Here is a 25084-nt window from a genome sequence, read left to right on the forward strand (position 1 = left end):
CGTCCCTCTCCCACCGGGAGAGGGCTGGGTGAGGGCCCGTGCGCTCAGCACGCACACCCGCTGCGCAAGCCCTCTCGCGCTAGGCGACGGCCGGCGCCACGCTCGCCGGCATGTCCGGATTGGGGTGCGCCGCGACCAGCGCATCGTCGAGCGCCTTGGCCCGCAATGCCGCCGGGCGCGCGATGTGGCGCTGGACGAAGGCGGCGAACGCCGGGCGCGGTTCGAGCACGCCGATGCGCAGGTAGAACCCGAGCACCCCCGTCGCGTACAGGTCGGCCGCGCTGAAGCGCTCGCCGACCAGGTGCTCGCGCCCCTCGATCGCCTGCTCCAGCGTGCGCAGCAGGTCGGCCTCGTTGCCGTAGCCGGCGCTGCGCGCCGGTGCCAGCGCCCCGGCTTCCTTGGCGGTGAGCAAGGCCTCGACCGGGCCGGCCAGGAACGCCAGCCAGCGATAGTAGTCGGCGCGCGCCGGCGAACCCGGCGGCGGCGCCAGTTGCCGCTCCGGCACCAGGTCGGCCAGGTAGGCGCAGATGGCCACGTTCTCGGTGACCACGGCGCTGCCGTGGGTCAGTGCCGGGACCTTGCCCATCGGGTTGATCGCCAGGTACTCCGGCGCCTTCATCGTGGTGCCGTAATCGAGGATGACGTCCGCGTACGGCAGGCCGATTTCCTCCAGCATCCAGCGGGCCAGGCGGCCGCGCGACAGCGGGTGGGTGTAGAGCACGATCTCGGTGGACATGGGCAGACTTCCGTGGTGGACAGCCTGCAGTCTGGGCGCGCCCTGCTGACAGCCGCTGTCAGCAGTCGGCGCGGTAACCGGTGGCGGCGCGCCAGCGCTTGATCAACAGATGCCGGCGCGAGGGATAGCGCTCGCCGTCGTCGGCCAGGGCCCGCACCCGGTCGGCGCGGAAATGGCGGAAATCGCCGCGCAGCTCGCACCACGCCGCGATCATCCCGTAGCCGCCGAGGAAGGCCATCGCGAAGGGCCAGATCCGCCGTTGCGAGGCCGTGCCGTCGGCATCGGCGTAGTCCATCCGCAGCACGTGCTCGAGCCGGATGCCGCGGCGCAGGACCGGCAGCCACGGCGCGAGCGGTTGCCTGACGTCGGCCGCGGGCACCAGCAGCCCGCTGGTCTCGATCGCCGCGCGCAGGTTGCCGGGCAGCGTCGCCGCGATCCGCGCCATCGCGCGTTGCGCCGCCTGCGCCAGTTCCGGGTCGGCCTGTTGCGCCACCCAGCGCGCGCCCAGCGTCAGCGCTTCCAGCTCGTCCTCGCTGAAGTTCAGCGCCGGCAGCAGGAAGCCCGGACGCAGCACGTAGCCGACGCCGGGATCGCCGAGGATGTCGGCGCCCTGCGCGCGCAGGGTCGCGATGTCGCGGTACAGCGTGCGCAGGCTGACGCCCAGCGCGGTGGCCAGCTGAGCGCCGGCCACCGGTCGGCGGCGCCCGCGCAGGGCATCGAGCAGGTGCAGCAGGCGGGTGGCGCGGATGGTCATCGCGACAGGATAGTGGTCTTTGCCCTGTACTGGCCGATGCCGGGGCAGGATCCTGCGCTCGCGCTGCGGGGCGCGCCGGACGAGCGCGCCGCCGGCCAGCGAACGATTCGCGACAGCACGCAGGCAACCGCCGCTGCCGGCCGGCTCATGCGCGGCGGTAGCCCACCCGAAACACGCGCCCCTATACTCGTGGCGCCGTCGCCTGCCGCATTGCCGGCGCGACGCAGGCCGGCGTGAACGATGGGATGAGCCGCGCGCGTGGACGCGCCCAGGACAAGGAAGAAAGGCAACGCATGTCGATACACCAGCATGTCGCGGCACCGCCACCGGCACGCCGAGCCACCGCGCCCGGGACAGCCGCCCGCAACATCCGGGCCGCCACCGCGCGCCGCGACGCCGCTCGTTCCAACCGCATCGACAGGCACTGAAGGAGCCTCGCGTGGAGATCTACCTGTTCGTGATCGGCGTCATCGTCGGTGCCTTGTTGCTGCATGTCTTCAAACACACCGGCTCGCCCGGTCCGCGCACGCCGCAATCCGCATCCGACCCGGAACCGGAGCCGCAGCAGGCCGCACCGGAGCCACCGACCGCGGAGACGCCGGCCCAGCATGTGCAGCGGTTGCGCCAGCAGGTGGAAGCGCTGGACGACCAGATCCAGAGCCCGGCCGACCTGTTGCGGATCCCGCAGTTCCAGCAAGGGGTGACACTGCTGGCCAGCCTGGAGTTCTCCGACCAGGCGGTGATCGAAGCGCTCGGCAGCCCGGGCTACGCGCTGCCGTCGATGGCCGCAGTGGCCCTGCCGCAGCGCCGCCACAGCGATCCGGACGCGGTGCTGGAACTGCTGCCGCATCTGGGTTCGTATCCGCTCAACTTCGTGCTCGATTACCTGCAGGCGCTGCCGGACGCCGATCATCTGCACCTGCTGCTGCGCCAGGCGCGCGACTGGTGGTGGGGCTTCGTGCCGTTCCGTCAGCGCCTGCGCGGCTATCTGCACTGGGCCGCGGGCAAGGCGCCAGCGGACCGCGCGGTGGAGTTCGACGGACTGGACGACGATGCGCTGGCCAAGCTGGCCGACACGCTCGGCCAGTTCAAGGAGCCGGTGCTGGAGCCGTTCCTGCAACGCTTGCAGGACGCGCGCCGCCAGCGCCGCGAGCAGCGCGTGCTGGGCGGTTTCGGCCGCGTCGTCGCCACGCTGCCGCCGCGCCTGCGACTGCGCCATCCCGCCCTGGACGCGGCGTTGCAGCGCGCGTACGAACAGCTGGTGGGCACGCCGCCGCAGCCGGTGCTGCTGGTCGGCGAACACGGCGTCGGCAAGAGCGTGCTGATCGACCTGCTCAGCGAACGCCTGCTGGCCGAAGGCTGGCGCGTGTTCGAGGCGTCGGCGGCGGAGATCCTCGCCGGGCAGAGCTACATCGGCGAGCTGGAAGGCCGCATCCGCGAAATGCTGGCGGTGCTGCATCGCGAACGCGCACTGTGGCGCGCACCGGATTTCTACGACCTGCTGCACAAGGGCTCGCACTCGCGCGATCCGCGCGGCATCCTCGATTTGGTGCTGCCGGCGCTGGAGCGCGGCGAACTGCGCCTGATCGGCGAGATCACGCCGCGGCAGCTCGCGCAGCTGCAGGTGGCGCGGCCGGCGACGCGCTCACGCTTCGAAGTGGTCGCGCTGGCGCCGGCCGCGCCCGCCGCGCTGGCGCAGATCGGCCAACAGTGGGCGCAGGCGCAGCGGCAGGCGCTGCAGGCGGAGGTGATCGACGCGCGTACTCTGGCCGAGGCCGAACGCATGGCTGCGCAGTATTTCCCCGAGCAGCACGAGCCGGGACGGCTGCTGCAGTTGCTGGACGAGACCTTGCAGGCCGCGACTGGCGCCCAGACCCCGCACCTGCCGCTCGACGACGATGCGTTGCTGCAGGCCGTGGCCAAACGCAGCGGCCTGCCGCTGGACGTGATCGACGATCGCCAGCGGCTGGAACTGGACGCGCTGCGCCGCTTCTTTCGCCAACGCGTGCTCGGCCAGGACGAGGCGGTGGAGACCCTGCTCGACCGCATCGCCATGCTCAAGGCCGGCCTGGTCGACAGCCATCGCCCGATCGGCGTGTTCCTGTTCGCCGGCCCCACCGGCACCGGCAAGACCGAACTGGCCAAGGCGCTGGGCGAACTGCTGTTCGGCAATGCCGAGCGCCTGCTGCGCCTGGACATGAGCGAATTCCAGGGCGAGGACGCGCTGGCGCGGCTCACCGGCGACGACAGCGCCGGCCAACGCACGCTGATCGCGCGGATCCGCGAACAGCCGTTCTCGGTGGTGCTGCTGGACGAGTTCGAGAAGGCCCATCCCAAGGTCTGGGACCTGTTCCTGCAGGTATTCGACGATGCGCGGCTGAGCGACCGCAACGGCAACACCGCCGACTTCCGCCACAGCATCATCATCCTCACCAGCAACGTCGGCGCCACCCTCGCCCGCGGCGCCGGCCCCGGCTTTGCCACCGTCGCCGGGGGCTATTCGCGCAACGCGGTGGAGAAGGCGGTGTACGAGACCTTCCGCCGCGAGTTCATCAACCGGCTCGACCGCGTGGTGCTGTTCAACCCGCTGGACCGCGCGCTGATGCGCGAGATCCTGCACAAGGAACTGGATCGCACGCTGACCCGGCGCGGCCTGCGCAACCGCGCCTGGGCGGTGGAATGGGAACCGTCGGCGATCGAATTCCTGCTCGACCGCGGCTTCACCCCGGATCTGGGCGCGCGCCCGCTGCGCCGGGCGATCGAACAGCATCTGCTGGCGCCGCTGGCGCGCAGCATCGTCGAACAGCGCGCGCCGGAGGGCGACCAGTTCCTGTTCGTGCGCGGCGCCGGCGATCGCCTCGACGTGCGCTTCATCGCCCCCGACGCGCCCGCGTCCACGCCCGCGCCGGGCATCGACGCCGATCCAGCGACGCCGGCAGACCTGCGCGACATCGTCTATGCACCCAGCGCCAGCGACGCGGTCCTGGCGCGCCTGGACACGGCCCTGCACACCCTGCACACGACCCATGCCGCGGACGCCTGGCGGCTGGCGCGCGAGGCGGACTTCGCGTGCATGGGCGAAGCCGATTTCTGGTCGCAGCCCGGCCGCTTCCAGGTGCTGGACCGGATCGAACGCCGCGACCGCATCGAAAGCGCATTGGACAGCGCGGTACGCATGCGCGCGCGGCTGCACGGCGCGCAGCGCGACGGCGAGTTCGTCGCCCGCCTGGCGCAACTGCTGTGGCTGCTGCAACTGGCCAGCGATGCGCTGCAGGAGCAACGCGCGCAGGACGCGCTGCTGGACCTGCGCATCGGCGCCAGCGAACTACACCGACATCCCGCCGACGCGCGGCAATGGTGGCAGCAGCTGCTGCAGATGTACTTGGCCTGGGCCGCGCAACGCAACATGCGCGTGGAAGTGCTGCAGCAGGATCCCGAGCAGGGGCGCGCCTGGCTGGCGATCGCCGGCTTCGGCGCGCTGGACCTGCTGCAGGCGGAGACCGGCCTGCACGTGCAGGAACAGGACGCCGACGAACCGGCCCTGCGGCGGCTCACGGCGCAGGTGCGGGTCGCACCGGACCTGCCCGGGCAGCCCCGTCGGGCACCGGTCGTCGACGACGAGCTGCGCGTGTGCCGGCGCTATCGCGTCGCTCCGGCACCGCTGGTACGCGACAGCGCGCGCGGTTGGCGCAGCGGCCGGCTGGAGCGCGTGCTGGGCGGCGATTTCGATGTGATGCCAAGCGCCTGAACCGCGGCGTCGCAGCTGCGCACGCCTCTCCCAGACTGCGCGACTGGCATGCCTCACGCTTGGCGCCGCCCGGGCTTTCGATTGCCATCCGCTATCGGACCGGTTCACTCAATCAATTTTATAAAGATCCGGGCGGCCGATAGTCTGCACCTACTGATCCCAGACCCAGCAGCCACACGCCAGCGTGACGTTCGCCTCGCATGTGCTGGCACCCACAGCCGCAACCGTTTCGACATCCAATCTCCATCCTGGCAACCGCCCGTCTCGGGTGTGCCCCTGCACACGTACGAAGGTCCAAACCGATGAACACCGAATCCAAATGCCCATTCCACAGCGCCGCCAGCAGCGGCACCACCAACAAGGACTGGTGGCCGCAGCAATTGCGCGTGGACCTGCTCAGCCAGCATTCGTCCAAGTCCAACCCGCTGGGCGAGTCCTTCGACTACGCCAAGGCCTTCAATGGGCTCGACCTGCAGGCGCTGAAGCAGGACCTGCGTGCGCTGATGACCGAGTCGCAGGACTGGTGGCCGGCCGACTTCGGCCACTACGGCCCGCTGTTCGTGCGCATGGCCTGGCATAGCGCCGGCACCTACCGCACCGGCGACGGCCGCGGCGGCGGCGGCCGCGGCCAGCAGCGCTTCGCCCCGCTCAACAGCTGGCCGGACAACGTCAGCCTGGACAAGGCGCGGCGCCTGCTGTGGCCGATCAAGCAGAAATACGGCCAGGCCATTTCCTGGGCCGACCTGCTGATCCTCACCGGCAACGTCGCGCTGGAATCGATGGGCTTCAAGACCTTTGGCTTCGCCGGCGGCCGCGCCGACACCTGGGAGCCGGACCAGGACGTGTACTGGGGCCGCGAGACCACCTGGCTGGGCGGCGACGTGCGCTATGCGCACGGCTCGGAAGGCGTCGAGAAGGCCGGCGGCGTGCTGGTGTCCGACGACGATGCCGACGGCGACGTGCACACCCGCGACCTGGAGAATCCGCTGGCCGCGGTGCAGATGGGCCTGATCTACGTCAATCCGGAAGGCCCGGACGGCAACCCCGATCCGCTGCTCGCCGCCAAGGACATCCGAGACACCTTCGCGCGCATGGCGATGAACGACGAAGAGACGGTCGCGCTGATCGCCGGCGGCCATACCTTCGGCAAGACCCACGGCGCCGGCCCGGCCGACCACGTCGGCGCCGAGCCGGAGGGCAGCGACCTGGAGGCGCAGGGCCTGGGCTGGCACAACAGCTTCGGCACCGGCAAGGGCGGCGACACCATCACCAGCGGCCTGGAAGTCACCTGGACCACCACCCCGGCGCAGTGGAGCCACGATTTCTTCGAGCACCTGTTCAAGTTCGATTGGGAACTGAGCAAGAGCCCGGCCGGCGCGCACCAGTGGGTGGCGAAGAACGCCGAAGCGCTGATCCCGGACGCGCACGATCCGTCGAAGAAGCGCCTGCCGACCATGCTGACCACCGACCTGGCGCTGCGCTTCGACCCGGCCTACGCCGCGATCTCGCGCCGCTTCCTCGAACACCCCGAGCAGTTCGCCGACGCCTTCGCCCGCGCCTGGTTCAAGCTGACCCACCGCGACATGGGCCCGCGCGCACGCTATCTCGGCCCGGAGGTTCCGGCCGAGGAACTGATCTGGCAGGACCCGATCCCGGCACTGGACCATCCGCTGGTCGATGCGCAGGACATCGCCGCGCTGAAGCAGACCATCCTCGACTCGGGCCTGAGCATCGCCCAACTGGTGTCCACCGCGTGGGCGTCGGCCTCCACCTTCCGCGGCTCGGACAAGCGCGGCGGCGCCAACGGCGCGCGCATCCGCCTGGCGCCGCAGAAGGACTGGGAGGTCAACCAGCCCGAACAGCTGGCGCAGGTGCTGGCCACGCTGGAAAAAATCCAGGCGCAGTTCAATGGCGCCCAGAGCGGCGGCAAGCGGATCTCGCTGGCTGACCTGATCGTGCTCGGCGGCGCCGCCGCGGTCGAGCAGGCCGCGCGCAACGCCGGGCAACCGCTGACCGTGCCGTTCGCGCCGGGGCGGATGGACGCCGCGCAGGAACAGACCGACGTCGAATCCTTCGCGGTGCTGGAGCCGGCGGCCGACGGGTTCCGCAACTACAGCAAGCGCCGCTACGCGGTGCCGGCCGAGGCGCTGCTGATCGACAAGGCGCAGCTGCTGACGCTGACCGCGCCGGAGATGACCGTGCTGGTCGGCGGCCTGCGCGTGCTCGGCGCCAATGCCGGGTCGTCGGCGCATGGCGTGTTCACCAAGCGCCGGGAGACGTTGAGCAACGACTTCTTCGTCAATCTGCTGGACATGCGCACCGCGTGGAGCGCGGCCTCGCCCGCGCGCGAGCTGTTCGAAGGCCGCGACCGCGCCACCGGCGCCCTGTTGTGGACCGCGACCCGCGCCGACCTGGTGTTCGGCTCCAACTCGATCCTGCGCGCGTTGGCCGAGGTCTATGCCGGTGCCGACGCGCAGCAGAAGTTCGTGCAGGACTTCGTCGCAGCCTGGACCAAGGTGATGGAACTGGATCGCTTCGACCTGGCGGCATGAGGCACGGCGCCGGCCCGGCGTGCTGGGACGGCCGCTGATCGTCGCGGCCCTCGCCGCGACGATCCGGGCCAGGCCGGCGGCTGTGATTCCGCGCCACACGACAGATGCGAAACGCCCTGGTTTGCCAGGGCGTTTGCGTGAGCGTCGTGACCTTGGCGTCGTGCCGATGGCGCCGATGCGAAGCCGGTTGGTGGTGTCGGGGGCCTCGGCCATCAGTCTCGATGCATCCTAGCCCGACGGCTTCCCCCTTGGTTCGTCGCGGCTGAAGCCGCTCCTACAGATACTTGCGACAGCAGGCTGGGTGCACTGCAGGAGGGGCTTCAGCCCCGACGCTTTCCGAAGCCATTAAGTCCACCACTTCGCTCGTCGCGGCTGAAGTCGCTCCCACAAGGGGCTTGCGGCGTGTTGTTTGTCGCGGCTAAAGCCGCTCCTACAGGACCTGCGGCGCGTAGGCTGGGGCACTGTAGGAGGGGCTTGAGCCCCGACGCTTTCCGAAGCCAGTAGGCCCACCACTTCGCTCGTCGCGGCTGAAGCCGCTCCCACAAGGGGCGTGCGGCGTGTTGTTTGTCGCGGCTAAAGCCGCTCCTACAGGACCTGCGCGCGTAGGCTGGGGCACTGCAGGAGGGGCTTCAGCCCCGACGCTTTCCGAAGCCATTAAGTCCACCACTTCGCTCGTCGCGACTGAAGTCGCTCCCACAAGGGGCGTGCGGCGTGTTGTTTGTCGCGGCTGAAGCCGCTCCTACAGGGCCTTGCGGCATGTTGGGCGGTGCACTGTGGGAGGGACTTCAGTCCCGACTGCATCCTGCCTCGACAAGTTCGCCGCTTCGCTCGTCGCGATTGGCATCGCTCCCACGAGGAGGCTGGCGTGGAAGCGCGTCCCGGCCTGCCTACAGCGCGTCCAGATCGCCCAGCGCGCGGATCAGGCGCCGCGCGCGCTTGTCCGGCTTGCCGTCGGGGGCCTGGTAGCCATTGCGTTCGGCGCTGCGCTGGGCGCGCTGCTGCGCGCGCCGCTCGCGCGAGGCCTCGCTCTCCTGGTACAGCGTCTGCGCGACGCTGGCCGGGCCGCGGTTGTCGCTGAGCGCCAGCACCTGCACCTCGAACACCTCTTCGCCGCGCTCCACGCGCAACTGCTCGCCCACGCGCACCGCGCGCGAGGATTTCGGGCGCTGCCCGGCCACGTCGACCTTGCCGGTCTCCACCGCCTGCTTGGCCAGGCTGCGGGTCTTGAAGAAACGTGCGGCCCACAGCCAGACGTCCAGCCTGACCACACTCGGTTGCGCTAGCGATTCATTCATCGTGCTTACGAAAAATCCACCTGTGACTGTTGGCTGTCCTGTCGCGCATCGGACCACTGCGGCGACGCCTGCGGCTGGCAACGCCGCTACCGTTGGCCGGCCGCCGGCGCGGAGCGAGATCGCGCGGCCATCTCGCCGACCAGGCATCCCGGGCGCTCGCCCGGCCGCAGGTCGGCATCGCGCGCCAGCGTGTGCCACCGGCCAGCGCCAGCGCGCTCCATCCGATCCGCTGCAGATGGCGGCGCGATGGCTGCATTGCAAGCTCCTGCGCCGGATCGTGCGCCAAGGCCCGCATGTTCGCCGCCAAGCCAGGAGCTGCATCCACAGCTCCAGCCAAAGCGCACTCCATCCGATCCGCTGTAGATCGCGGCGCAACGGATGCATTGCAGGTTTTTCCTGCGCCGGGTCGTGCGCCGAGACCTGCGCCCAGATCTGCACGTTCGCCGCCAACCCGGAAACCCGCATCGACACCACCAGTCTAAGCCGTTCGCAGCCGCACCACATCTGCCATGCGCCGCCTCCCCGGCTTCGCGCGCAGGTGCTAGTGTGCGCGGCTCCCCGTTCCCGTCCCCCGCAGGCACGCGATGGCCAAGTCCGCCGCTCTCACCGAAGGCCCGATCGGCCGGCAGCTGCTGCTGTTCTCGCTGCCGATCCTGGCCGGGAACATCGCGCAGTCGCTGAACGGGTCGGTCAATGCGATCTGGGTGGGCCGCTACCTCGGCGAGGCGGCGCTGACCGCGGCGGCCAACGCCAACAGCATCATGTTCTTCCTGATCGGCTCGGTCTTCGGCATCGGCATGGCCTCCACCATCCTGATCGGCCAGGCCATGGGCCGCGGCGACGTGGCGCAGGCGCGGCGGGTGATGGGCACCAGCGCGACCTTCTTCATCGGCATCTCGGTGCTGATCGCGGCCGGCGGCTGGTGGCTGGCGCGGCACCTGCTGGCGGCGATGGGCACGCCGGCCGCCTCGCTGCCGCTGGCCGAGGCCTACCTGCGGGTGATCTTCCTGGCGATGCCGCTGCTGTACGCGTTCGCGTTCCTGTCCGCGGCGCTGCGCGGCACCGGCGATTCGCGCACGCCGTTCCGCTTCCTGCTGCTGTCGGTGGCGCTGGACATCGGCTTCAATCCGCTGCTGCTGTTCGGGCTGGGGCCGTTCCCGAAGCTGGGCATCGCCGGCGCCGCCTGGGCCACGCTGATCGCGCAGGGCATCGCCCTGGCCGGGCTGCTGCTGTACCTGCGCCACACGCGCCACGTGCTGTGGCTGGGCCGCCAGGATGCGCGGCTGTTCCGCATCGATCCGACGATCCTGCGCGCGCTGGTGGTCAAGGGCGTGCCGATGGGCCTGCAGATGGTGCTGATCTCGCTGGCGATGATCGTGATGATGTCGATGGTCAACGGCTACGGCACCGACACCTCGGCCGCCTACGGCGCCGCGCTGCAGCTGTGGACCTACCTGCAGATGCCGGCGATGGCGATCGGCGCGGCGTGCTCGTCGATGGCCGCGCAGAACGTCGGCGCGCAACGCTGGGACCGGGTCGCGGCGACCGCGCGGCAGGGCGTGCTGTTCAACTTCCTGCTGACCGGCGCGCTGATCGCGCCGCTGATCCTGCTCGACCGCTGGACCCTGGCGCTGTTCCTGCCGCCGCACAGCGCCGCGCTGGAGATCGCGCGCCACCTCAACCATATCGCGGTGTGGTCGTTCCTGTTCTTCGGCGTGACCTTCGTGATCTCCGGCGTGGTCCGCGCCACCGGCGCGGTGATCCCGCCGCTGCTGATCCTGGCGCTGTCGCTGTGGGGCATCCGCGTGCCGTTCGCGCAGTTGCTGCAGCCGCACCTGGGCGCCGATGCGGTGTGGTGGAGCTTCCCGACCAGCGCGACCTGCGCGATGCTGATGTCGCTGGCCTATTACCGCTGGGGCAACTGGCGCAAGGCGCAGATGCTGGCCAAGCCGCGCCCGGAGGAAATGGCCCACCCCGCGGAAGTGCCGGCGCAGCCGCCCGCGCCGGTCGCGGACGTGCCGGTCGCGCAGGGGCGGGCGCGCTGAGCGCTGGTATTCGCGGTTCGGTCCAGGCGATAGCGCCTGTGGGCACTCCTTCAGGCGCGGCAGGCCTGCTCGGTAACGCCCGTGGCGACTGAAGTCGCTCCTGCATACAGCCTGCGGCAACTGCGCGAAAACACTCTCGCTTCGTCTCGGCCGAAGCGGCATCGAGGGAACGCGGTCAAGCTGACGCCGCCGAGGCTTGGCCGCACGGAGGGTCCGCGGCTGCGTTCGGTCGCGGTTGAAACCGCCCCTGCAGGAAGCTGACTGCGCACTGCAGGAAGGACTCCAGCCCCGACCGGAATCTCCAGTCCGCGCCATGCCCAACACACGCCGGCACATCGGACGCAACGGCGCGTCGCTCCGACATCGCAGTCATACCGCCCCACAAACGCAAACGGCCGCCCGAAGGCGGCCGTCGCGGCAGCGACCGGAGTCGCTGGGGTCTTACTCGGCCTTGGCGGCGGCCGCAGCGGCCTGGCGCGCGACCTTGGCCTGCGCAGCGGCGGCCAGATCTTCCTTGATGCGGGCGGCCTTGCCTTCCAGGCCACGCAGGTAGTACAGCTTGCCGGCGCGGACCTTGCCGCGGCGCTTCACTTCGACCGAGTCGATGATGGCGCTGTGGCTCTGGAACACGCGCTCCACGCCGAAGCCGTGGGAGATCTTGCGCACGGTGAACGAGGAGTTCAGGCCGGCGTTCTTGGTGCCGATCACCACGCCTTCGTAGGCCTGCACGCGCTCGCGGTTGCCTTCCTTCACCTTGACGTTGACGACGATGGTGTCGCCCTGGTTGAACTCCGGCAGCTTGCGCTGGATCTGGGCGGCTTCGAAGTCGGCCAGGATGGTCTTGTTGAGCTTGCTCATGGTGGGCACCGCTTGTGTCTGGTGAGGTGGTCCGGCAGTCGCCGCACGGCGATTGCGCGATATACGGATGGGCCAAGCACAGAAGGGCTTGACCGGAAAGCCGGGCATTTTAACCCAGTCGTGCCGCCGTGGCTAGGGCTTGGATGGATTTTCCTGCGCGGGCGCCGGATCGGCCTGCAGGCCCTGGCGGAATTCCTCCAGCAGCCGCCGGTCGGCCGCGCCCAGCGCTGCCTCGTCCAGCAGCTCCGGGCGCCGCAGCCAGGTCCGGCCCAACGCCTGCATGCGCCGCCAGCGCGCGATCGCGGCGTGGTTGCCGGAGCGCAGGATGGCCGGCACCTCGCCCAGCGCGTGTTCGCGCGGGTGGGTGTAGTGCGGGCAGTCGAGCAGGCCGTCCGGGCCTTCGAAGCTGTCCTGGGCGGCGGACTCGGCGTCGTTCAGCGCGCCCTCCTGCAGCCGGGTCACCGCGTCGACCAGCACTGCCGCGGCGAGCTCGCCGCCGGACAGCACGTAGTCGCCGATCGAGATCTCCTCGTCCACCGCGGCGGCGACGAAGCGTTCGTCCACGCCTTCGTAGCGGCCGCACAGCAGCACCAGCCGCGGCAGCGCCGCCAGCTGGCGCGCCTTGGCCTGGGTCAGCGGCGTGCCCTGCGGGCTCAGGTAGATCACCGGCGCCGGCTGCGGGTCGGCCTCACGCACCGCCTGCAGGCAGGCCTGCAGCGGCTCGATCATCATCACCATGCCGGGGCCACCGCCGAACGGGCGGTCGTCCACCTTGCGGTAGCCGCCGCTGGCGTAGTCGCGCGGGTTCCAGCCGTGCAGCGCCAGCAGCGCGCGCTCCTGCGCACGCCCGACCACGCCGAACGCGGCGCACTGGGCGACGAACTCGGGGAACAGGCTGATGACGTCGATGCGCATGAGGCCGGGAATGGAGAGTCGAAAATGGGGAATGGGAACAGCAAGAGCGAAAGCGGCCGCATGGCCGCCTCGCTCAGAACTCGGGGTCCCAATCGACGACGATCAGGTTGGCGTCGAAATCCACCGACTTGACGTAGTCCGGCTGCACGAACGGCAGCAGCCGCTCGCGGTCGCCGCGCACCACCAGCACGTCGTTGGCGCCGTTGGAGAACAGGTGCGAGACCTGCCCCAGCGCCACGCCCTCGACGGTGCGCACGTCCAGGCCTTCCAGGTCCACCCAGTAGTACTCGTCGGGCTTGGGCGGCGGCAGGGTGTCGCGCGCCACGTAGATCTCGGTGCCGCGCAGCGCCTCGACCGCGTCGCGATCGGTGACGTCGGGCAAGGTGACGACCAGATGCTTGCTGGATTCGCGCCCGCGCACGCCGCTGAGGGTGCTCTCGCTGCCGTCGGGCTTGCGCACGATCCAGGGCTGATAGCGAAAAATGGCGAGGCGCGGCTCGGTCCACGACTCGAGCTTGGCCTCGCCACGTACGCCGAAGGCGCCCAGGATCCTGCCCAGCAGGATGCGGCGCTGGCTGTCTTTCATGGGTGCAAAACCGAAGGGCCGCGCGTGGCGCGGCCCGCAGGATCAGGCCGCGGCGGCCTGGGCCTTGGTCGCTTCCTTGTACAGGTTGCGCACCTTGTCGGTCAGCTGCGCGCCATTGGAGACCCAATGGTCCACGCGCGGCAGGTCGAGCACGATGCGCGGCTCGGCGCCCTGCGCGACCGGGTTGTAGTAGCCCAGGCGCTCGATGTTGCGGCCGTCGCGCGCGCTGCGCACGTCGGTGACGATGATGTGGTAGAAGGGGCGCTTCTTGGCGCCGCCACGGGTAAGGCGAATCTTGACCATGGTGAGTTTTCCGGTGTTGCCCAGTCGCCAGGATGGCGCGGTAAGCCGGCGATTATAGCGGGCGCCCGGAACGCTGCCAAGTCGCCCCCCGATTCGTCAGATCGCTTGCCAGGGCTGGGTCTGCACGGCTTCGTTCAGCATCCGCAACAGCTCGTCGGCCGGCGCCAGCGGCCGCCCGTCGATGGCGGCGATGGCCTGCTGGCCGCGCGCATTGCAGGCGAACACCGCCCAGCCCCCCGCCAGCACGTCCTGCAGCTGCAGCGGCCGCACCTGTTGCGCCACGCCGAGCGCGGCCAGGCCGGCCTGCAGCAGCCGCTCCTGGGTGCCGCGCAGGGCCGGCGCCTGCGGCCACACCACGCCCTGCCCGTCCCACGCGCCCAGGTTCCAGATCGATCCCTCGGCGACCAGGCCCTGCGCGTCGACGAACAGCGCATCGTCGAAACCGGCCTGCAACGCGAGCCGACGCTGGTGGAACAGCGCGAAGGTGCCGGCGTGCTTGATCTGCGGCAGTTCGCGCTGGAACACCACGCTGCGCACCCGCAGCGGCGTGGCGTCGGCCTGTGCGGGCGCGGCCAGCGAGACCAGCAGCTGCGCCGCGCAGGCCGCATCCGCGCGGCGGAAATCGAAGTCCGGCGCGAACACGCTGGCGCGCAGCGACGCGTCGCCGCTGCCGAATGCGTGCAGCGCGGCGCGCAACTCGGCGCGGATCCGCTCGGCCGGCAGTTCGCTGCCGAACAGCGCGCGGGTGGCCGCATCGAGCCGCTGCAGATGCAGGTCGAACCCGCGCACCGCGCCGTTGCGCACCTGCATCGTGCTGAAGTGGCCGTAGTTGACCAGCGCCGGCGCGGCCAGCGCGGCCGCGCTCGCCGGGCGTCCGTTGCAGAACAGCTGCGCGCTCACAGCAGCGCCTGCGCCTGATCCCACCAGGTCTGCACCAGCGCCGCCGCCGGCTGCGCCGGCGCCATCCACGCCGATTGGCCGGCCCAGGCCTGCATCGCCGCCAGCCGGTCTTCGCGCGCGGCGGCCTGGCGCATCGGCGCGGTCAGCCCGCGCTGCACCGGGTAGGGGCGCGGTGGCGGCGCCGTCGGTTCGGCCGCGGCGCGCACGTAGTCGGTGGCCAGGCCACGGCCGAGACGGCCGGAGAAGGCACGGGTCAGCGCGGTCTGTTCCGGCTCGGCGTCTGCCAGCGCCTCGGCCCAGGCCGGCGCCAGCGCCGCCTCTGGGGTGCGCAGGAAGGCGGTGCCGATCTGTACCGCGCTAGCCCCCAGGGTCAGCGCCGCGGCGATGCCGCGGCCATCGGCGATGCCGCCGGCGGCGATCACCGGCACGTCGAGCCGGTCGGCCAGCCGCGGCAGCAGCGCGAACAGCCCGGTCAGCTGCTGCTCGGCACGCGCGGCATCGAACGCGCCGCGGTGGCCGCCGGCCTCCGCGCCCTGCGCGACCACCGCATCGGCACCGGCCGCCTGCGCCGCCAGCGCCTCGTCCAGGGTGGTGGCGCAGGCGAACCAGGCGATGCCGGCCTGCTTCAGCTGCGCGACGAAGGCGGGCGGAAACAGGCCCATGATCGACGAGGCCACCGCCGGGCGTGCGGCAAGCAGCGCGGCGCATTGCGCTTGGAAATCGGCCGGACCGGCGTCGCCGGCGGCCGCGTCCACCGGCGGCCCCCACTGCGCCAGAAAATCGCACATGGCGGCCTCCGCGGCGGCATCGCGCAGCGGCGGCGGGTCGGGCACCCACAGGTTGACCTGCGCCGGCCCGCTGCTGTCGCGCCGGAACGCATCCATCCAGGTGCCGATGTCGGCGGCCGACGACAGCACCGCGCCCATCGCGCCCATGCCGCCGGCCTGCGCGACCGCCACCGACAACGGCACCGGGCAGGCGCCGGCCATCGGCGCCAGCAGGATCGGCGTGCGCAGGCCGAAGTGCGCGCAGAACGCGGTCACGCGGTGGTGCAGGGAATCGTTCATGGCGTGGGAATGCCGCAGTCGCGGCGTGTCGGAGGATGCAGCGGATGATATCGCCGGCGTCCGCGCGGTGGTCGCCGTGCGAAAGGTGCGTGAGGGACGACGAAGGTCTCCGATCGAGAACGAGGCGGCGTGGCCACGATCTCTTCCGCCACTCCATTGCGTGGTGAGGCGCCTTCGTCCTTCCCTCACCTGGCTCGTCGATGCATGGTCGGGCGGCTTCGCGCCGTACCCTGGCCCAAGCCGCCATGAATGGCTGGGTGCTTCGTCCCACCCCTCTCCCGGGAGAGGGGCTTGAGAATGCGCCGGCTCCCTTTCCAAGGAGCCGTTGGGCGGGCTCAGCGGAACGGCAGGCCGCCGCGGCCGCCCATGCCGCCCATCATGCCCTTCATGCCGCGCATCAGGCCCTTCATGCCGCCGCCGGCCATCTTCGACATCATCTTTTCCATCTGCTGGTACTGCTTCATCAGCTTGTTGACGTCGGCCGGCTGGGTGCCGGAACCGCGGGCGATGCGGGCGCGGCGCGAACCGTTGAGCAGGGTCGGGTTGCGCCGCTCCTTCTTGGTCATCGAGCCGATGATGGCGATCATTCGCGGCACGTCCTTGTTGCCGGCGACCTGCTGCTTGAGGTGCTCGGGGATCTGGCCCATGCCCGGCAGCTTGTCCATCAGCCCGGAGATGCCGCCCATGTTCTGCATCTGCTCGAGCTGGTCGCGCATGTCGTTGAGGTCGAACTTCTTGCCCTTGGCGACCTTCTCGGCGAGCTTCTGCGCCTTGTCCTTGTCGACCTGGTGCTCGACCTGCTCGACCAGCGACAGCACGTCGCCCATGTCCAGGATGCGGCTGGCCAGGCGGTCGGGATGGAACACGTCCAGGCCGTCGGGCTTCTCGCCCACGCCGATGAACTTGATCGGCTTGCCGGTGATGTAGCGCACGCTCAGCGCCGCGCCGCCGCGGGCGTCGCCGTCGGTCTTGGTCAGCACCACGCCGGTCAGCGGCAGCGCTTCGCTGAACGCCTTGGCGGTGGTGGCCGCGTCCTGGCCGGTCATCGCGTCGACCACGAACAGGGTTTCGGCCGGGTTGATCGCGGCGTGCAGCGCCTTGATCTCGGTCATCATCGCTTCGTCGATGGCCAGGCGGCCGGCGGTGTCGACCAGCAGCACGTCGACGAAGGACTTGCGCGCATCGGCGATCGCGGCGCGGACGATGTCCACCGGCTGCTGCGAGGCCTCGGACGGGAAGAACAGCACCCCGACCTGCTCGGCCAGGGTCTTGAGCTGCTCGATCGCGGCCGGGCGGTAGACGTCGGCCGAGACCACCATCACCTTCTTCTTGCGCTTTTCCTTCAGGTGCTTGGCCAGCTTGCCGACCGTGGTGGTCTTGCCCGCGCCCTGCAGGCCGGCCATCAGCACGATCGCCGGCGCCGGCACGTTGAGGTTGAGGTCGCTGGCGGCCGAGCCCATCACCGTGGTCAGCTCGTCGCGCACGACCTTGATCAGCGCCTGGCCCGGGGTCAGGCTCTTGAGCACTTCCTGGCCGACCGCGCGCACCTTGATGCGCTCGATCAGGGCCTGCACCACCGGCAGCGCGACGTCGGCCTCGAGCAGCGCAATGCGCACTTCGCGGGTGGCTTCGCGGATGTTCTCCTCGGTCAGGCGGCCGCGCCCGCGCAGGCGCTGCATGGTGCCGGAGAGGCGTTGGGTGAGGGATTCGAACATGCGGGCGGGTCGCAGACGGGAAACGGCCGTCGATTATAGCCGCGCCTGCCCGCCAACCCCGAGACGGCCATGCCTTGGCCCTGGCGCCGCCGCGCTACCGGCAGGCGCCCGACCCGGCGCCCTGCCCGAGGGCGCTCAGCAGGGCCCAGGCGCACCACGCGCCGCGGCCGGCGCGCGGGCCGAGGACGCCCGCCCGCCGCCACGAGCCCAGGCCCGATATGCGAAACTGGCGCGATGCTCCTGATCCTCGTCGCGACCCTGCTGTACCTGACCGCCACCGGCCTGCTGGTCGGCTCGGTGGTGCGCGACCGGGTCGAGCGCAGCCGCGGCTGGCTGTGGGCGGCGCTGCCGGCGGTGGCGCTGCACGCGGGCTACCACGTGCAGGTGGCGCTGCATACCGCCGGCGGACCGGACATGCACTTCTTCGCCGCGCTGTCGCTGGTCAGCCTGGGCATGGCGCTGATGACGACGCTGGTCGGCGCCAGCGGCCGCATGGCGGCGCTGGGGGTGGTGGTGTTCCCGCTGTCGGCCGCGCTGCTGCTGGCCTACCACTCGCACGGCCACGAACCGGCGCCGATGCTGGACTGGCGGCTGCAGCTGCACGCGTGGATGGCGCTGCTGGCCTACGCCACGCTGGGCATCGCCGCGCTGCTGGCGGTGATGCTGTGGCTGCAGGAGCGCGCGCTGCGGCGCCGCGACTTCCATCCGTGGCTGCGCGCGCTGCCGCCGCTGACCGCGCTGGAGACGCTGCTGTTCCGCACCATCGTGGTCGGCTTCATCCTGCTGACCCTGACCCTGCTGACCGGGGTGCTGTTCGTGCAGGATTTCCTGGCGCAGCGGCTGGTGCACAAGACCGTGCTCAGCGTGCTGTCGTGGATCGTGTTCGGCGCGCTGCTGTTCGGCCGCTGGCGCTATGGCTGGCGCGGGATCAAGGCGGTGCACTGGACGCTGGCGGCGATGCTGTTGCTGCTGCTGGCGTTCTTCGGCAGCAAGTTCGTGATCGAACTGGTGCTCGGCCACCCGCAGTAGCGGCCGCGGGGCAGCCAGGGCGCCACGCTTCCCCTGCAGGAGCGGCTTTCAGCCGCGACAGGATGTCTCCGCAACCGAAATCCCCCTGCGCCGGCGCTGCGGCTGAAGCCGCTCCTACAGGAAGCGCGCGCACTGCCGGCAGCGCTGCATCACCCCTCAATCGGCCAGCGCAGCCTCGACCGCGTCCCAATCGGCATTCGCGCCGACGTCGGCGAAGCGGTACTCGATGCGGTGCCGGTAGACCTGGCCGGGACGCAGGATCGTGTCGGGGAAGCCCGGCTGGTTCGGTGCGTCCGGGTAGCCCTGCGGCTCCAGGCACACGCCGCGGCCGAGCTGCGGATGCTGGCGATCCAGGCCCTGCCCTTCGTACAGCTGCAGCGCGGGCGCGGTGCTGGCGATGCGCATGGCCACGCCGCTGTGCGGCGAATACAGCACGGCGCTGCAGTCGCGCGTGTCGGCCAGCACCAGGCAGTGGTCGTAGCCGCTGCTCAGGCGCAGCTGCGGATCGGCTGCGATGTCCTTGTCGGCGATCGCGCGCGGCGTGCGGAAATCGAACGGCGTGCCGGCCACGCCGGCGATCGCGCCGCTCGGCAGCAGCGCCGCGTCGGCCACCGGCAGGTAGCGGTCGGCCGGCACCCGCAGCCACTGCGCGGCGGCGGCGACGCCGGCATCGCCGGCCAGGTTGAAATACGGATGGTGGGTGAGATTGAGCGGGGTCGGCGCGTCGGTCTGCGCGGCGAACTGCAGTTCCAGCGTGCGGCCGTGCACGCTGAACTCGGCACCGACCTGCACGTTGCCCGGATAGCCTTCCTCGCCGGCCGGCGAGTCGTAGCCCAGCTGCAGGTTGCGCCCGGACTGCGCCCGCACCGACCACACCCGGCGCCCGAATCCGAGCGCGCCGCCGTGCAGGTGGTTGGCGCCTTCGTTGGCAGTGAGCGCATGGCGTTGCCCGTCCACGCTGAAGGCCGAGCCGGCGATGCGGTTGCCGAAGCGGCCGACGAGCACGCCCAGGTAGGCCGGATCGTGCAGGTAGGCGTCCAGCGTCGGCAGGCCGAGCACCAGTTCGGTGCGGCCGCGCGCGGTGTCCAGGCTGAGGCTGCGCAGCAGGCCGCCGTAGGTCAGCACTTCCGCGCGCAGGCCCGCGCCGCTGTCCAGGACCAGGCGTTGGATGGCGGTACCGTCGGGAAGCTGGCCGAAGATCGATGACATGCAGGAGTCCTGGTTGAGGGCGTGGCGGGTGCGCTTGCACGCGGGTCGCGCAGCATAACCAGCGCAGGCGGTCGCAAGCCACCGATCGCGCCCTGTGCATCTCCTGCATTCGAATGCAGGTTGGCTCCCGCTCGCGCGACACAGCCGCGAGCGTGCTGCGCAACACAGAATGCGCCGGTCTGCGGCATTGCATCATTGCAATCCCCATATCGATACGCGGAGATAAATCATTGGTCGGCCATCCGCCGCTCCTCTATCTTCGATCCGCGCACAGGGGAGCGCACGGCGTCGCGCCACATCGGCAGCAATGCGAATCGGCCATGGCAGCGAGGATTCACGTCATTGGCCGCACTGCACCGGCCTGCCCATGCTCGAACCGTGGCCGGGGACCGCAGCCAGGCGGCCGCCGCGCCGCTGCACCATCACCGATCACAAGGACCGCGATCTGCACCGATACCGCCACACCGCCACGCCCTGCCACCTGCCACTGCCGACCGCCACCATGCATGCGCCAGATTGCGCCGAACCGCCGCATGCGGTCGCTCCCGCCCGCACCGGCATGGCGTCCGTGCACGCTCCATCGTCCATCCACCAGGAGACCCCCGATGCTCTCGACCCGCTCACTGAAGAACGCCGCGCTGCGCTGGCGGCAGCGCCTGCCGCTGGCCGCCGCGGTGGCCGCGTTGACCCTGGGCGCCGGGCTGGCGCAGGCCGCCGACGTCGAGGTGCGCGGCACGCTGCGCGCCGACCAGCCGGGCGCGCAGGTTTCGCGCAACCTGTTCGGCCAGTTCGCCGAACACCTGGGCAACGGCATCTACGGCGGCGTGTGGGTCGGGCCTGACTCGAAGATCCCCAACACCCGCGGCTACCGCAACGACGTGGTCGCGGCGCTGAAGGCGCTGGAGGTGCCCAACATCCGCTGGCCCGGCGGCTGCTTCGCCGACGAGTACCACTGGCGCGACGGCATCGGCCCGCGCGCCAAGCGCCCGGTCAGCATCAACAGCCACTGGGGTGGCGTCGAGGAACCCAACAGCTTCGGCACCCACGAGTTCCTGGACTTCACCGAACTGCTCGGCACCCAGGCCTACGTGGCCGGCAACGTCGGCGACGCCGCGCCGGACGAGATGGCGCAGTGGGTCGAGTACATGACCGCGCCGACCAAGTCCACGCTGGCCAACCAGCGCCGCAGCAACGGCCGCGATGCGCCGTGGAAGGTGCCGTTCTTCGGCGTCGGCAACGAACTGTGGGGCTGCGGCGGCAACATGCGCGTGGAATACGCCGCCGACGTGTACCGGCGCTACCAGACCTTCGTCAAGGCGCCGGCCGGGCAGAAGATCATGAAGATCGCGCCCGGCCCCAGCGACGCCGACTACCACTGGACCGAAGTGATGATGCGCGAGGCCACCAGGTACATGGACGGGCTGAGCATGCACTACTACACCATTCCCGGCGGCTGGCCGCCGCGCGCCTCCTCCACCGATTTCGACGAGACCGCGTGGATCGAGACGTTGTCGCGCACGCTGCTGATGGACGAACTGATCGGCAAGCACAGCGCGATCATGGACAAGTACGACCCGGGCAAGAAGGTCGCGCTGGTGGTCGACGAATGGGGCACCTGGTACAGCGGCCTGCCCAACGTCAACCCGGGTTTCCTGCGCCAGCAGAACACGCTGCGCGACGCGCTGGTGGCCTCGCTCAACCTGGACATCTTCGTGCAGCACGCCGAGCGCGTGCGCATGGCCAACATCGCGCAGATGATCAACGTGCTGCAGGCGATGATCCTCACCGACGGCGACAGGATGCTGCTGACCCCGACCTACCACGTGTTCGCGATGTACAAGCCGTACCAGGACGCGACCGCGCTGCCGCTGCAGATCAAGACGCCCGACTACAAGCACGGCGACTACACGGTGCCGTCGGTGCACGGCTCGGCGGTCAAGGCGAAGGACGGCCACGTCTACGTGGCGCTGACCAACCTGGACCCGAACCGCGCCGCGGACGTCGAGGTCAAGGTGGACGGCGTGCAGGCCAGCGGCGTCGGCGGGCAGATCCTCACCGCGCCGAAGATCACCGCGCTCAACACCTTCGAACAGCCGCAGGCGGTGAAGCCGGCCGCGTTCGGCGGCGCCAGCCTGCAGGGCGGCACGCTGAAGGTGGCGCTGCCGGCCAAGGCGATCGTGATGCTGAAACTGCACTAGTCGGCGGACGCCGTCGCGCCATCCCCTCCCGCTGCAGGCGCGGGCAGGTCGTCCGCACCGCGCCGGCGTCGCCGGCGCGGTTTTTTTATTCCTGCGGCTCGGACAGCAGCGCGAACAGCGAGTCGCCGTTGGGCGAGATCAGGTCGCTGACCGCCCAGCAGCCATTGCCGCGCCGCTGCAGCTCGATCTTCACCGAACCTGGCGTACTGGCCGCACCGTCCTGCGCCAGGTGGTAGTCCACGCGGACTTCCAGGACGGTGGCCAGGGCGCCGCCGGAAACCAGGGTGAAGCGCGGCTTGCCGGCGATGTCGCCGTCCTGCGCGCTGGTCCACGGATCGTAGTCCAGCCGGCAGATGCCCTCGCGCTCGGCGCAGGCCAGCTCGGCCTTGACCGCATGGGCGAAGGACGGCGTCAGCAATCCGTCCAGGTTCTGCGGCCGCCAATAGAAATCGCGCGCCTGGTACAGCCGCTCGGCCACCTGCAGCGGCGTCGCGCACGGCGGCGCCTGCGCCGCGGCGAGCGCCGGCAGCAAGGCGAGGATGGCAACGAATCGACGCATGCACGGCTCCGGTATCGGGGCGCCTATGAAGCCCGGATCGCGGCCCGCGCGCAAGCGCCGGGCAAAAAAAAGGGGAGCCGGCGTACCGGCTCCCCAAGGTCCAACTGCTGCGCAGCAGGCAGATGCGCTCATGCCGCCCTGACCGCCTCGTAGCCGTCGAAGGTCATGCTCGCCGACGCGCGTCCCTGGGTCAGCGAACGCAATGCGGTGGCGTAGGCCTGCAGCTGCGCCAGCGGCGCATGCGCGACCACGTCCGCGCGCGTGCCGTGCTCGGCGATCGCCACGACGCGCCCGTCGCGCCGCTGCAGGTCGCCGAGCACGTCGCCGACGCTGGCGGCCGGTGTGTCGATCGCCAGCGCCATCACCGGCTCCAGCAGCAGCGTGCCGGCCTGCGCCAGCGCCGCCTTCACCGCCTCCGACGCCGCGCGCTGGAACGCCATGTCCGACGAATCCACCGCGTGCGCCAGGCCATCGACCAGCGCGACCTCCACGCCGACCACCGGGTAGCCGCGCGGGCCCTGCGCCAGCGCCGCGCGCACGCCCTTCTCGGTCGCGGCGACGAACGCCTTCGGCACCACGCCGCCGCGGCTGCGGTCCACGAACACGACCTCGCCGTCCGCGCGCGGCACTAGGTCCAGCACCACCTGCGCGAACTGGCCATGACCGCCGTTCTGCTTGGACAGCCGCCCGACCACGCCCGGCGCGGCCGCGCGCAGCGTCTCCTGGTAGGCCACGCGCGGCGCGCCGGTGCGCACGTCCACGTGCCACTCGCTGCGCAGGCGCTCCACCATCACCTCCAGGTGCAGCTCGCCCATGCCCCAGACCAGGGTCTCGCCGGTCTCGGCATCGCTGTCGACGCGGAACGAGGGATCTTCCTGCGCCAGCCGCGCCAGTCCCTGCCCCATCCGCACCAGCTCCGCGGCATTGGCCGCGCGCAGCCGCCACGCCAGCACCGGCGGCTGCGTGCGGATGCTTTCCAGCACCCAGCGCTCGCTGCCGCCGCTGAGCGTCTCGCCGCTGGCCGCGTCCTTCCAGCCGAGGACGGCGACGATCTCGCCGGCGACCGCCTGCGCCACGTCATGGGTGCGCTGCGCCTGCACCACCGCCAAGCGCCCGACCCGGCGCGTGCGCCGCGCCTGCGACGCCCACACCGTGTCGCCGACGCGCAAGGTGCCGGCATACACGCGCACGAACGCCAGCGGCCCCTGCGCGGTATGCGCGACCTTGAACACCAGCGCCGCCAGCGGACCGGACGGGTCCGGCGCCAGCAGCGCCGTGGCGGCGGCATCGCGGCCGCCTGCAGCGTCCGCGTCGCGCGTGGCCGGCACCGGCGGGCGCTCCAGCGGCGACGGCAGCCAGTCGACGATCGCGTCCAGCAACGGCTCGATGCCCTTGCTCTTGAACGCCGAGCCGGCCAGCACCGGCACCCCGGCGCCGGCCACGGTGGCGCGGCGCAGTGCGGCGCGCAGCGTGTCGTCGTCGATCGCCCGCTCCTCCAGATAGGCCTGGGCCAGCGCGTCGTCGTGCTCGGCCACTTCGGCGATCAAGCGCTCGCGCGCCGCGGCGAACGTCGTGGCATCGTCGCTGTTCCAGGCGCGCGCGGTCATGCGCCCGTCGCCGTCCCACGCCAGCACGCGGCGGCCGACCAGGTCGGCCCAGCCGTCGAAACCGGAGTCGCCCGGCAGCGGCACGCCGACCGCCCACACCGTGGCGTCGAGCTTGCTGCGCAGCTGTTCCAGCACGCCGTCGAACGAGGCGCCGGCGCGGTCCATCTTGTTGACGAACGCGAGCAGCGGCACACCGTGCCGGCGCGCCTGGCGCCACACGGTTTCCGATTGCGGCTGCACGCCGTCGACCGCGGAGAACACCGCGACCGCGCCATCGAGCACGCGCAGCGAACGCTCCACCTCGATCGCGAAATCGATGTGGCCGGGAGTGTCGATCAGGGTGAGCCGATGCGCCGGCTGCCCGCGCGCGGACCACTGCGCCTGCACCGCGGCCGCGCCGATGGTGATGCCGCGGGCGCGCTCGATGTCGGAGAAGTCGGTGGTGGCGGCGCCGTCGTGGACTTCGCCGACGCGATGGATCGCGCCGGTGGCCCACAGCAGGCGTTCGGTGAGGGTGGTCTTGCCGGCGTCGATGTGGGCGATGATGCCGAGGTTGCGCCAGCGGGAAAGGGTTTGGGTGTTCATGAGATGGGTTCCAGATGCCAACACGGGGAGGCCGCATGCCCCGGTTGGCGCGTGGGCATGCGGCTAGGTTTCGGGTTCGGCTGCGTGGTGCATGGCACGTTCTCCTTCGCGTCCGGGAAGTGGGAAAACTGGAAAAAAGGCAATAAAAAAGCACCCATCGGGTGCTCGTCTGCGGCGGATCGGCGGTGGCGGAGCGCTACGGCTCGGCTCGTTCCATCCCGTCAGGCAGGCGCACCCGGCCTGCGCTGGCGCGCAGGGCGTTGGTCGGCAATATCAGCAGCGGTGCGTGCGGCATGGGGACGGCAGTCGATACGGTGGACGAGGCCGCAAGTCTGGACCTGCGCCAGGGCCGGGTCAATGCGCGGGACGCATCGCCACTGGAACAGTCCGGCGCGGCGCATGCAACGCCGCGCTGCGCCGATG

Annotated in this window: 18 protein-coding genes; 5 read left to right on the plus strand and 13 right to left on the minus strand. The window is 70.9% G+C overall.

The features are described 5' to 3' along the window. Positions 1–79 precede the first annotated feature (79 nt). Both OCJ37_RS13880 and OCJ37_RS13885 read right to left on the minus strand, forming a co-directional pair. Entirely contained in the window at positions 80–736 is a 657-nt protein-coding gene (locus OCJ37_RS13880) for a glutathione S-transferase family protein (RefSeq protein WP_263110160.1), read from the minus strand. A 58-nt stretch (positions 737–794) separates the two neighbouring features. Next, entirely contained in the window at positions 795–1490 is a 696-nt protein-coding gene (locus tag OCJ37_RS13885) for a helix-turn-helix transcriptional regulator (protein WP_263110162.1), read from the minus strand. A gap of 439 nt (positions 1491–1929) precedes the next feature. Between OCJ37_RS13885 and OCJ37_RS13890 the strand changes: the two genes are divergently transcribed. Further along, positions 1930–5238 carry an AAA family ATPase gene (locus tag OCJ37_RS13890; RefSeq protein WP_263110164.1) on the plus strand — a complete coding sequence of 1103 codons (3309 nt, stop codon included), beginning with the start codon at positions 1930–1932 and terminating at the stop codon, positions 5236–5238. A 302-nt stretch (positions 5239–5540) separates the two neighbouring features. Further along, complete coding sequence (gene katG, locus OCJ37_RS13895; protein ID WP_263110166.1) at positions 5541–7790, plus strand: catalase/peroxidase HPI; 2250 nt, start codon at positions 5541–5543, stop codon at positions 7788–7790. 887 nt (positions 7791–8677) lie between these two features. Here the strand turns inward: katG and OCJ37_RS13900 are convergent. Beyond that, positions 8678–9085 (minus strand): Hsp15 family ribosome-associated heat shock protein, encoded by a 408-nt coding sequence (locus tag OCJ37_RS13900; protein WP_263110168.1) that lies wholly within the window; start codon positions 9083–9085, stop codon positions 8678–8680. 584 nt (positions 9086–9669) lie between these two features. Between OCJ37_RS13900 and OCJ37_RS13905 the strand changes: the two genes are divergently transcribed. Next, positions 9670–11130 carry an MATE family efflux transporter gene (locus OCJ37_RS13905; protein ID WP_263110170.1) on the plus strand — a complete coding sequence of 487 codons (1461 nt, stop codon included), beginning with the start codon at positions 9670–9672 and terminating at the stop codon, positions 11128–11130. Between the two features lie 441 nt (positions 11131–11571). Here the strand turns inward: OCJ37_RS13905 and rplS are convergent, their stop codons facing one another. From rplS to ffh, 7 genes are all read right to left on the minus strand, one after another. Beyond that, the gene (gene rplS, locus OCJ37_RS13910; protein ID WP_003470862.1) at positions 11572–11988 is read right to left on the minus strand and encodes a 50S ribosomal protein L19; all 417 of its coding nucleotides are present in this window, start codon (positions 11986–11988) and stop codon (positions 11572–11574) included. 132 nt (positions 11989–12120) lie between these two features. Next, positions 12121–12903, minus strand: a complete 783-nt coding sequence (gene trmD, locus OCJ37_RS13915) for a tRNA (guanosine(37)-N1)-methyltransferase TrmD (protein WP_263110179.1) — start codon at positions 12901–12903, stop codon at positions 12121–12123. 73 nt (positions 12904–12976) lie between these two features. Then, positions 12977–13489, minus strand: coding sequence for a ribosome maturation factor RimM (gene rimM, locus OCJ37_RS13920; RefSeq protein WP_263110180.1), 513 nt, complete (start codon positions 13487–13489; stop codon positions 12977–12979). Positions 13490–13531: 42 nt separating this feature from the next. Continuing rightward, positions 13532–13792 (minus strand): 30S ribosomal protein S16, encoded by a 261-nt coding sequence (rpsP, locus tag OCJ37_RS13925; protein ID WP_145701131.1) that lies wholly within the window; start codon positions 13790–13792, stop codon positions 13532–13534. A gap of 96 nt (positions 13793–13888) precedes the next feature. Next, positions 13889–14692, minus strand: coding sequence for an aminotransferase class IV family protein (locus OCJ37_RS13930; RefSeq protein ID WP_263110181.1), 804 nt, complete (start codon positions 14690–14692; stop codon positions 13889–13891). Beyond that, positions 14689–15759 (minus strand): NAD(P)H-dependent flavin oxidoreductase, encoded by a 1071-nt coding sequence (locus tag OCJ37_RS13935; RefSeq protein WP_263110183.1) that lies wholly within the window; start codon positions 15757–15759, stop codon positions 14689–14691. The genes OCJ37_RS13930 and OCJ37_RS13935 overlap by 4 nt, the downstream gene beginning before the upstream one ends. Positions 15760–16094: 335 nt before the next feature. Continuing rightward, the gene (ffh, locus tag OCJ37_RS13940) at positions 16095–17474 is read right to left on the minus strand and encodes a signal recognition particle protein (protein ID WP_263110185.1); all 1380 of its coding nucleotides are present in this window, start codon (positions 17472–17474) and stop codon (positions 16095–16097) included. A 234-nt stretch (positions 17475–17708) separates the two neighbouring features. Between ffh and ccsA the strand changes: the two genes are divergently transcribed. Further along, on the plus strand, positions 17709–18503 hold the full coding sequence (gene ccsA / locus OCJ37_RS13945; RefSeq protein ID WP_263110186.1) for a cytochrome C assembly family protein: 795 nt from the start codon (positions 17709–17711) through the stop codon (positions 18501–18503). Positions 18504–18659: 156 nt separating this feature from the next. Here ccsA and OCJ37_RS13950 read toward each other — a convergent pair whose 3' ends face one another. Beyond that, complete coding sequence (locus tag OCJ37_RS13950; RefSeq protein WP_263110187.1) at positions 18660–19712, minus strand: aldose epimerase family protein; 1053 nt, start codon at positions 19710–19712, stop codon at positions 18660–18662. A 605-nt stretch (positions 19713–20317) separates the two neighbouring features. Between OCJ37_RS13950 and OCJ37_RS13955 the strand changes: the two genes are divergently transcribed. Continuing rightward, the gene (locus OCJ37_RS13955; RefSeq protein ID WP_263110189.1) at positions 20318–21910 is read left to right on the plus strand and encodes an alpha-N-arabinofuranosidase; all 1593 of its coding nucleotides are present in this window, start codon (positions 20318–20320) and stop codon (positions 21908–21910) included. Positions 21911–21995: 85 nt separating this feature from the next. On the opposite strand, the gene OCJ37_RS13960 is transcribed toward OCJ37_RS13955, so the two are convergent. Together OCJ37_RS13960 and fusA are read right to left on the minus strand one after the other, a co-directional pair. Further along, positions 21996–22469: a YqhG/Tai3 family protein gene (locus tag OCJ37_RS13960; RefSeq protein ID WP_263110191.1), complete on the minus strand. Its 474-nt coding sequence runs from the start codon at positions 22467–22469 to the stop codon at positions 21996–21998. 128 nt (positions 22470–22597) lie between these two features. Beyond that, positions 22598–24661 (minus strand): elongation factor G, encoded by a 2064-nt coding sequence (gene fusA, locus OCJ37_RS13965; RefSeq protein ID WP_263110192.1) that lies wholly within the window; start codon positions 24659–24661, stop codon positions 22598–22600. Positions 24662–25084: the final 423 nt, after the last annotated feature.

This window comes from Xanthomonas sp. AM6 (genome assembly GCF_025665335.1).
Lineage (GTDB): Bacteria > Pseudomonadota > Gammaproteobacteria > Xanthomonadales > Xanthomonadaceae > Xanthomonas_A.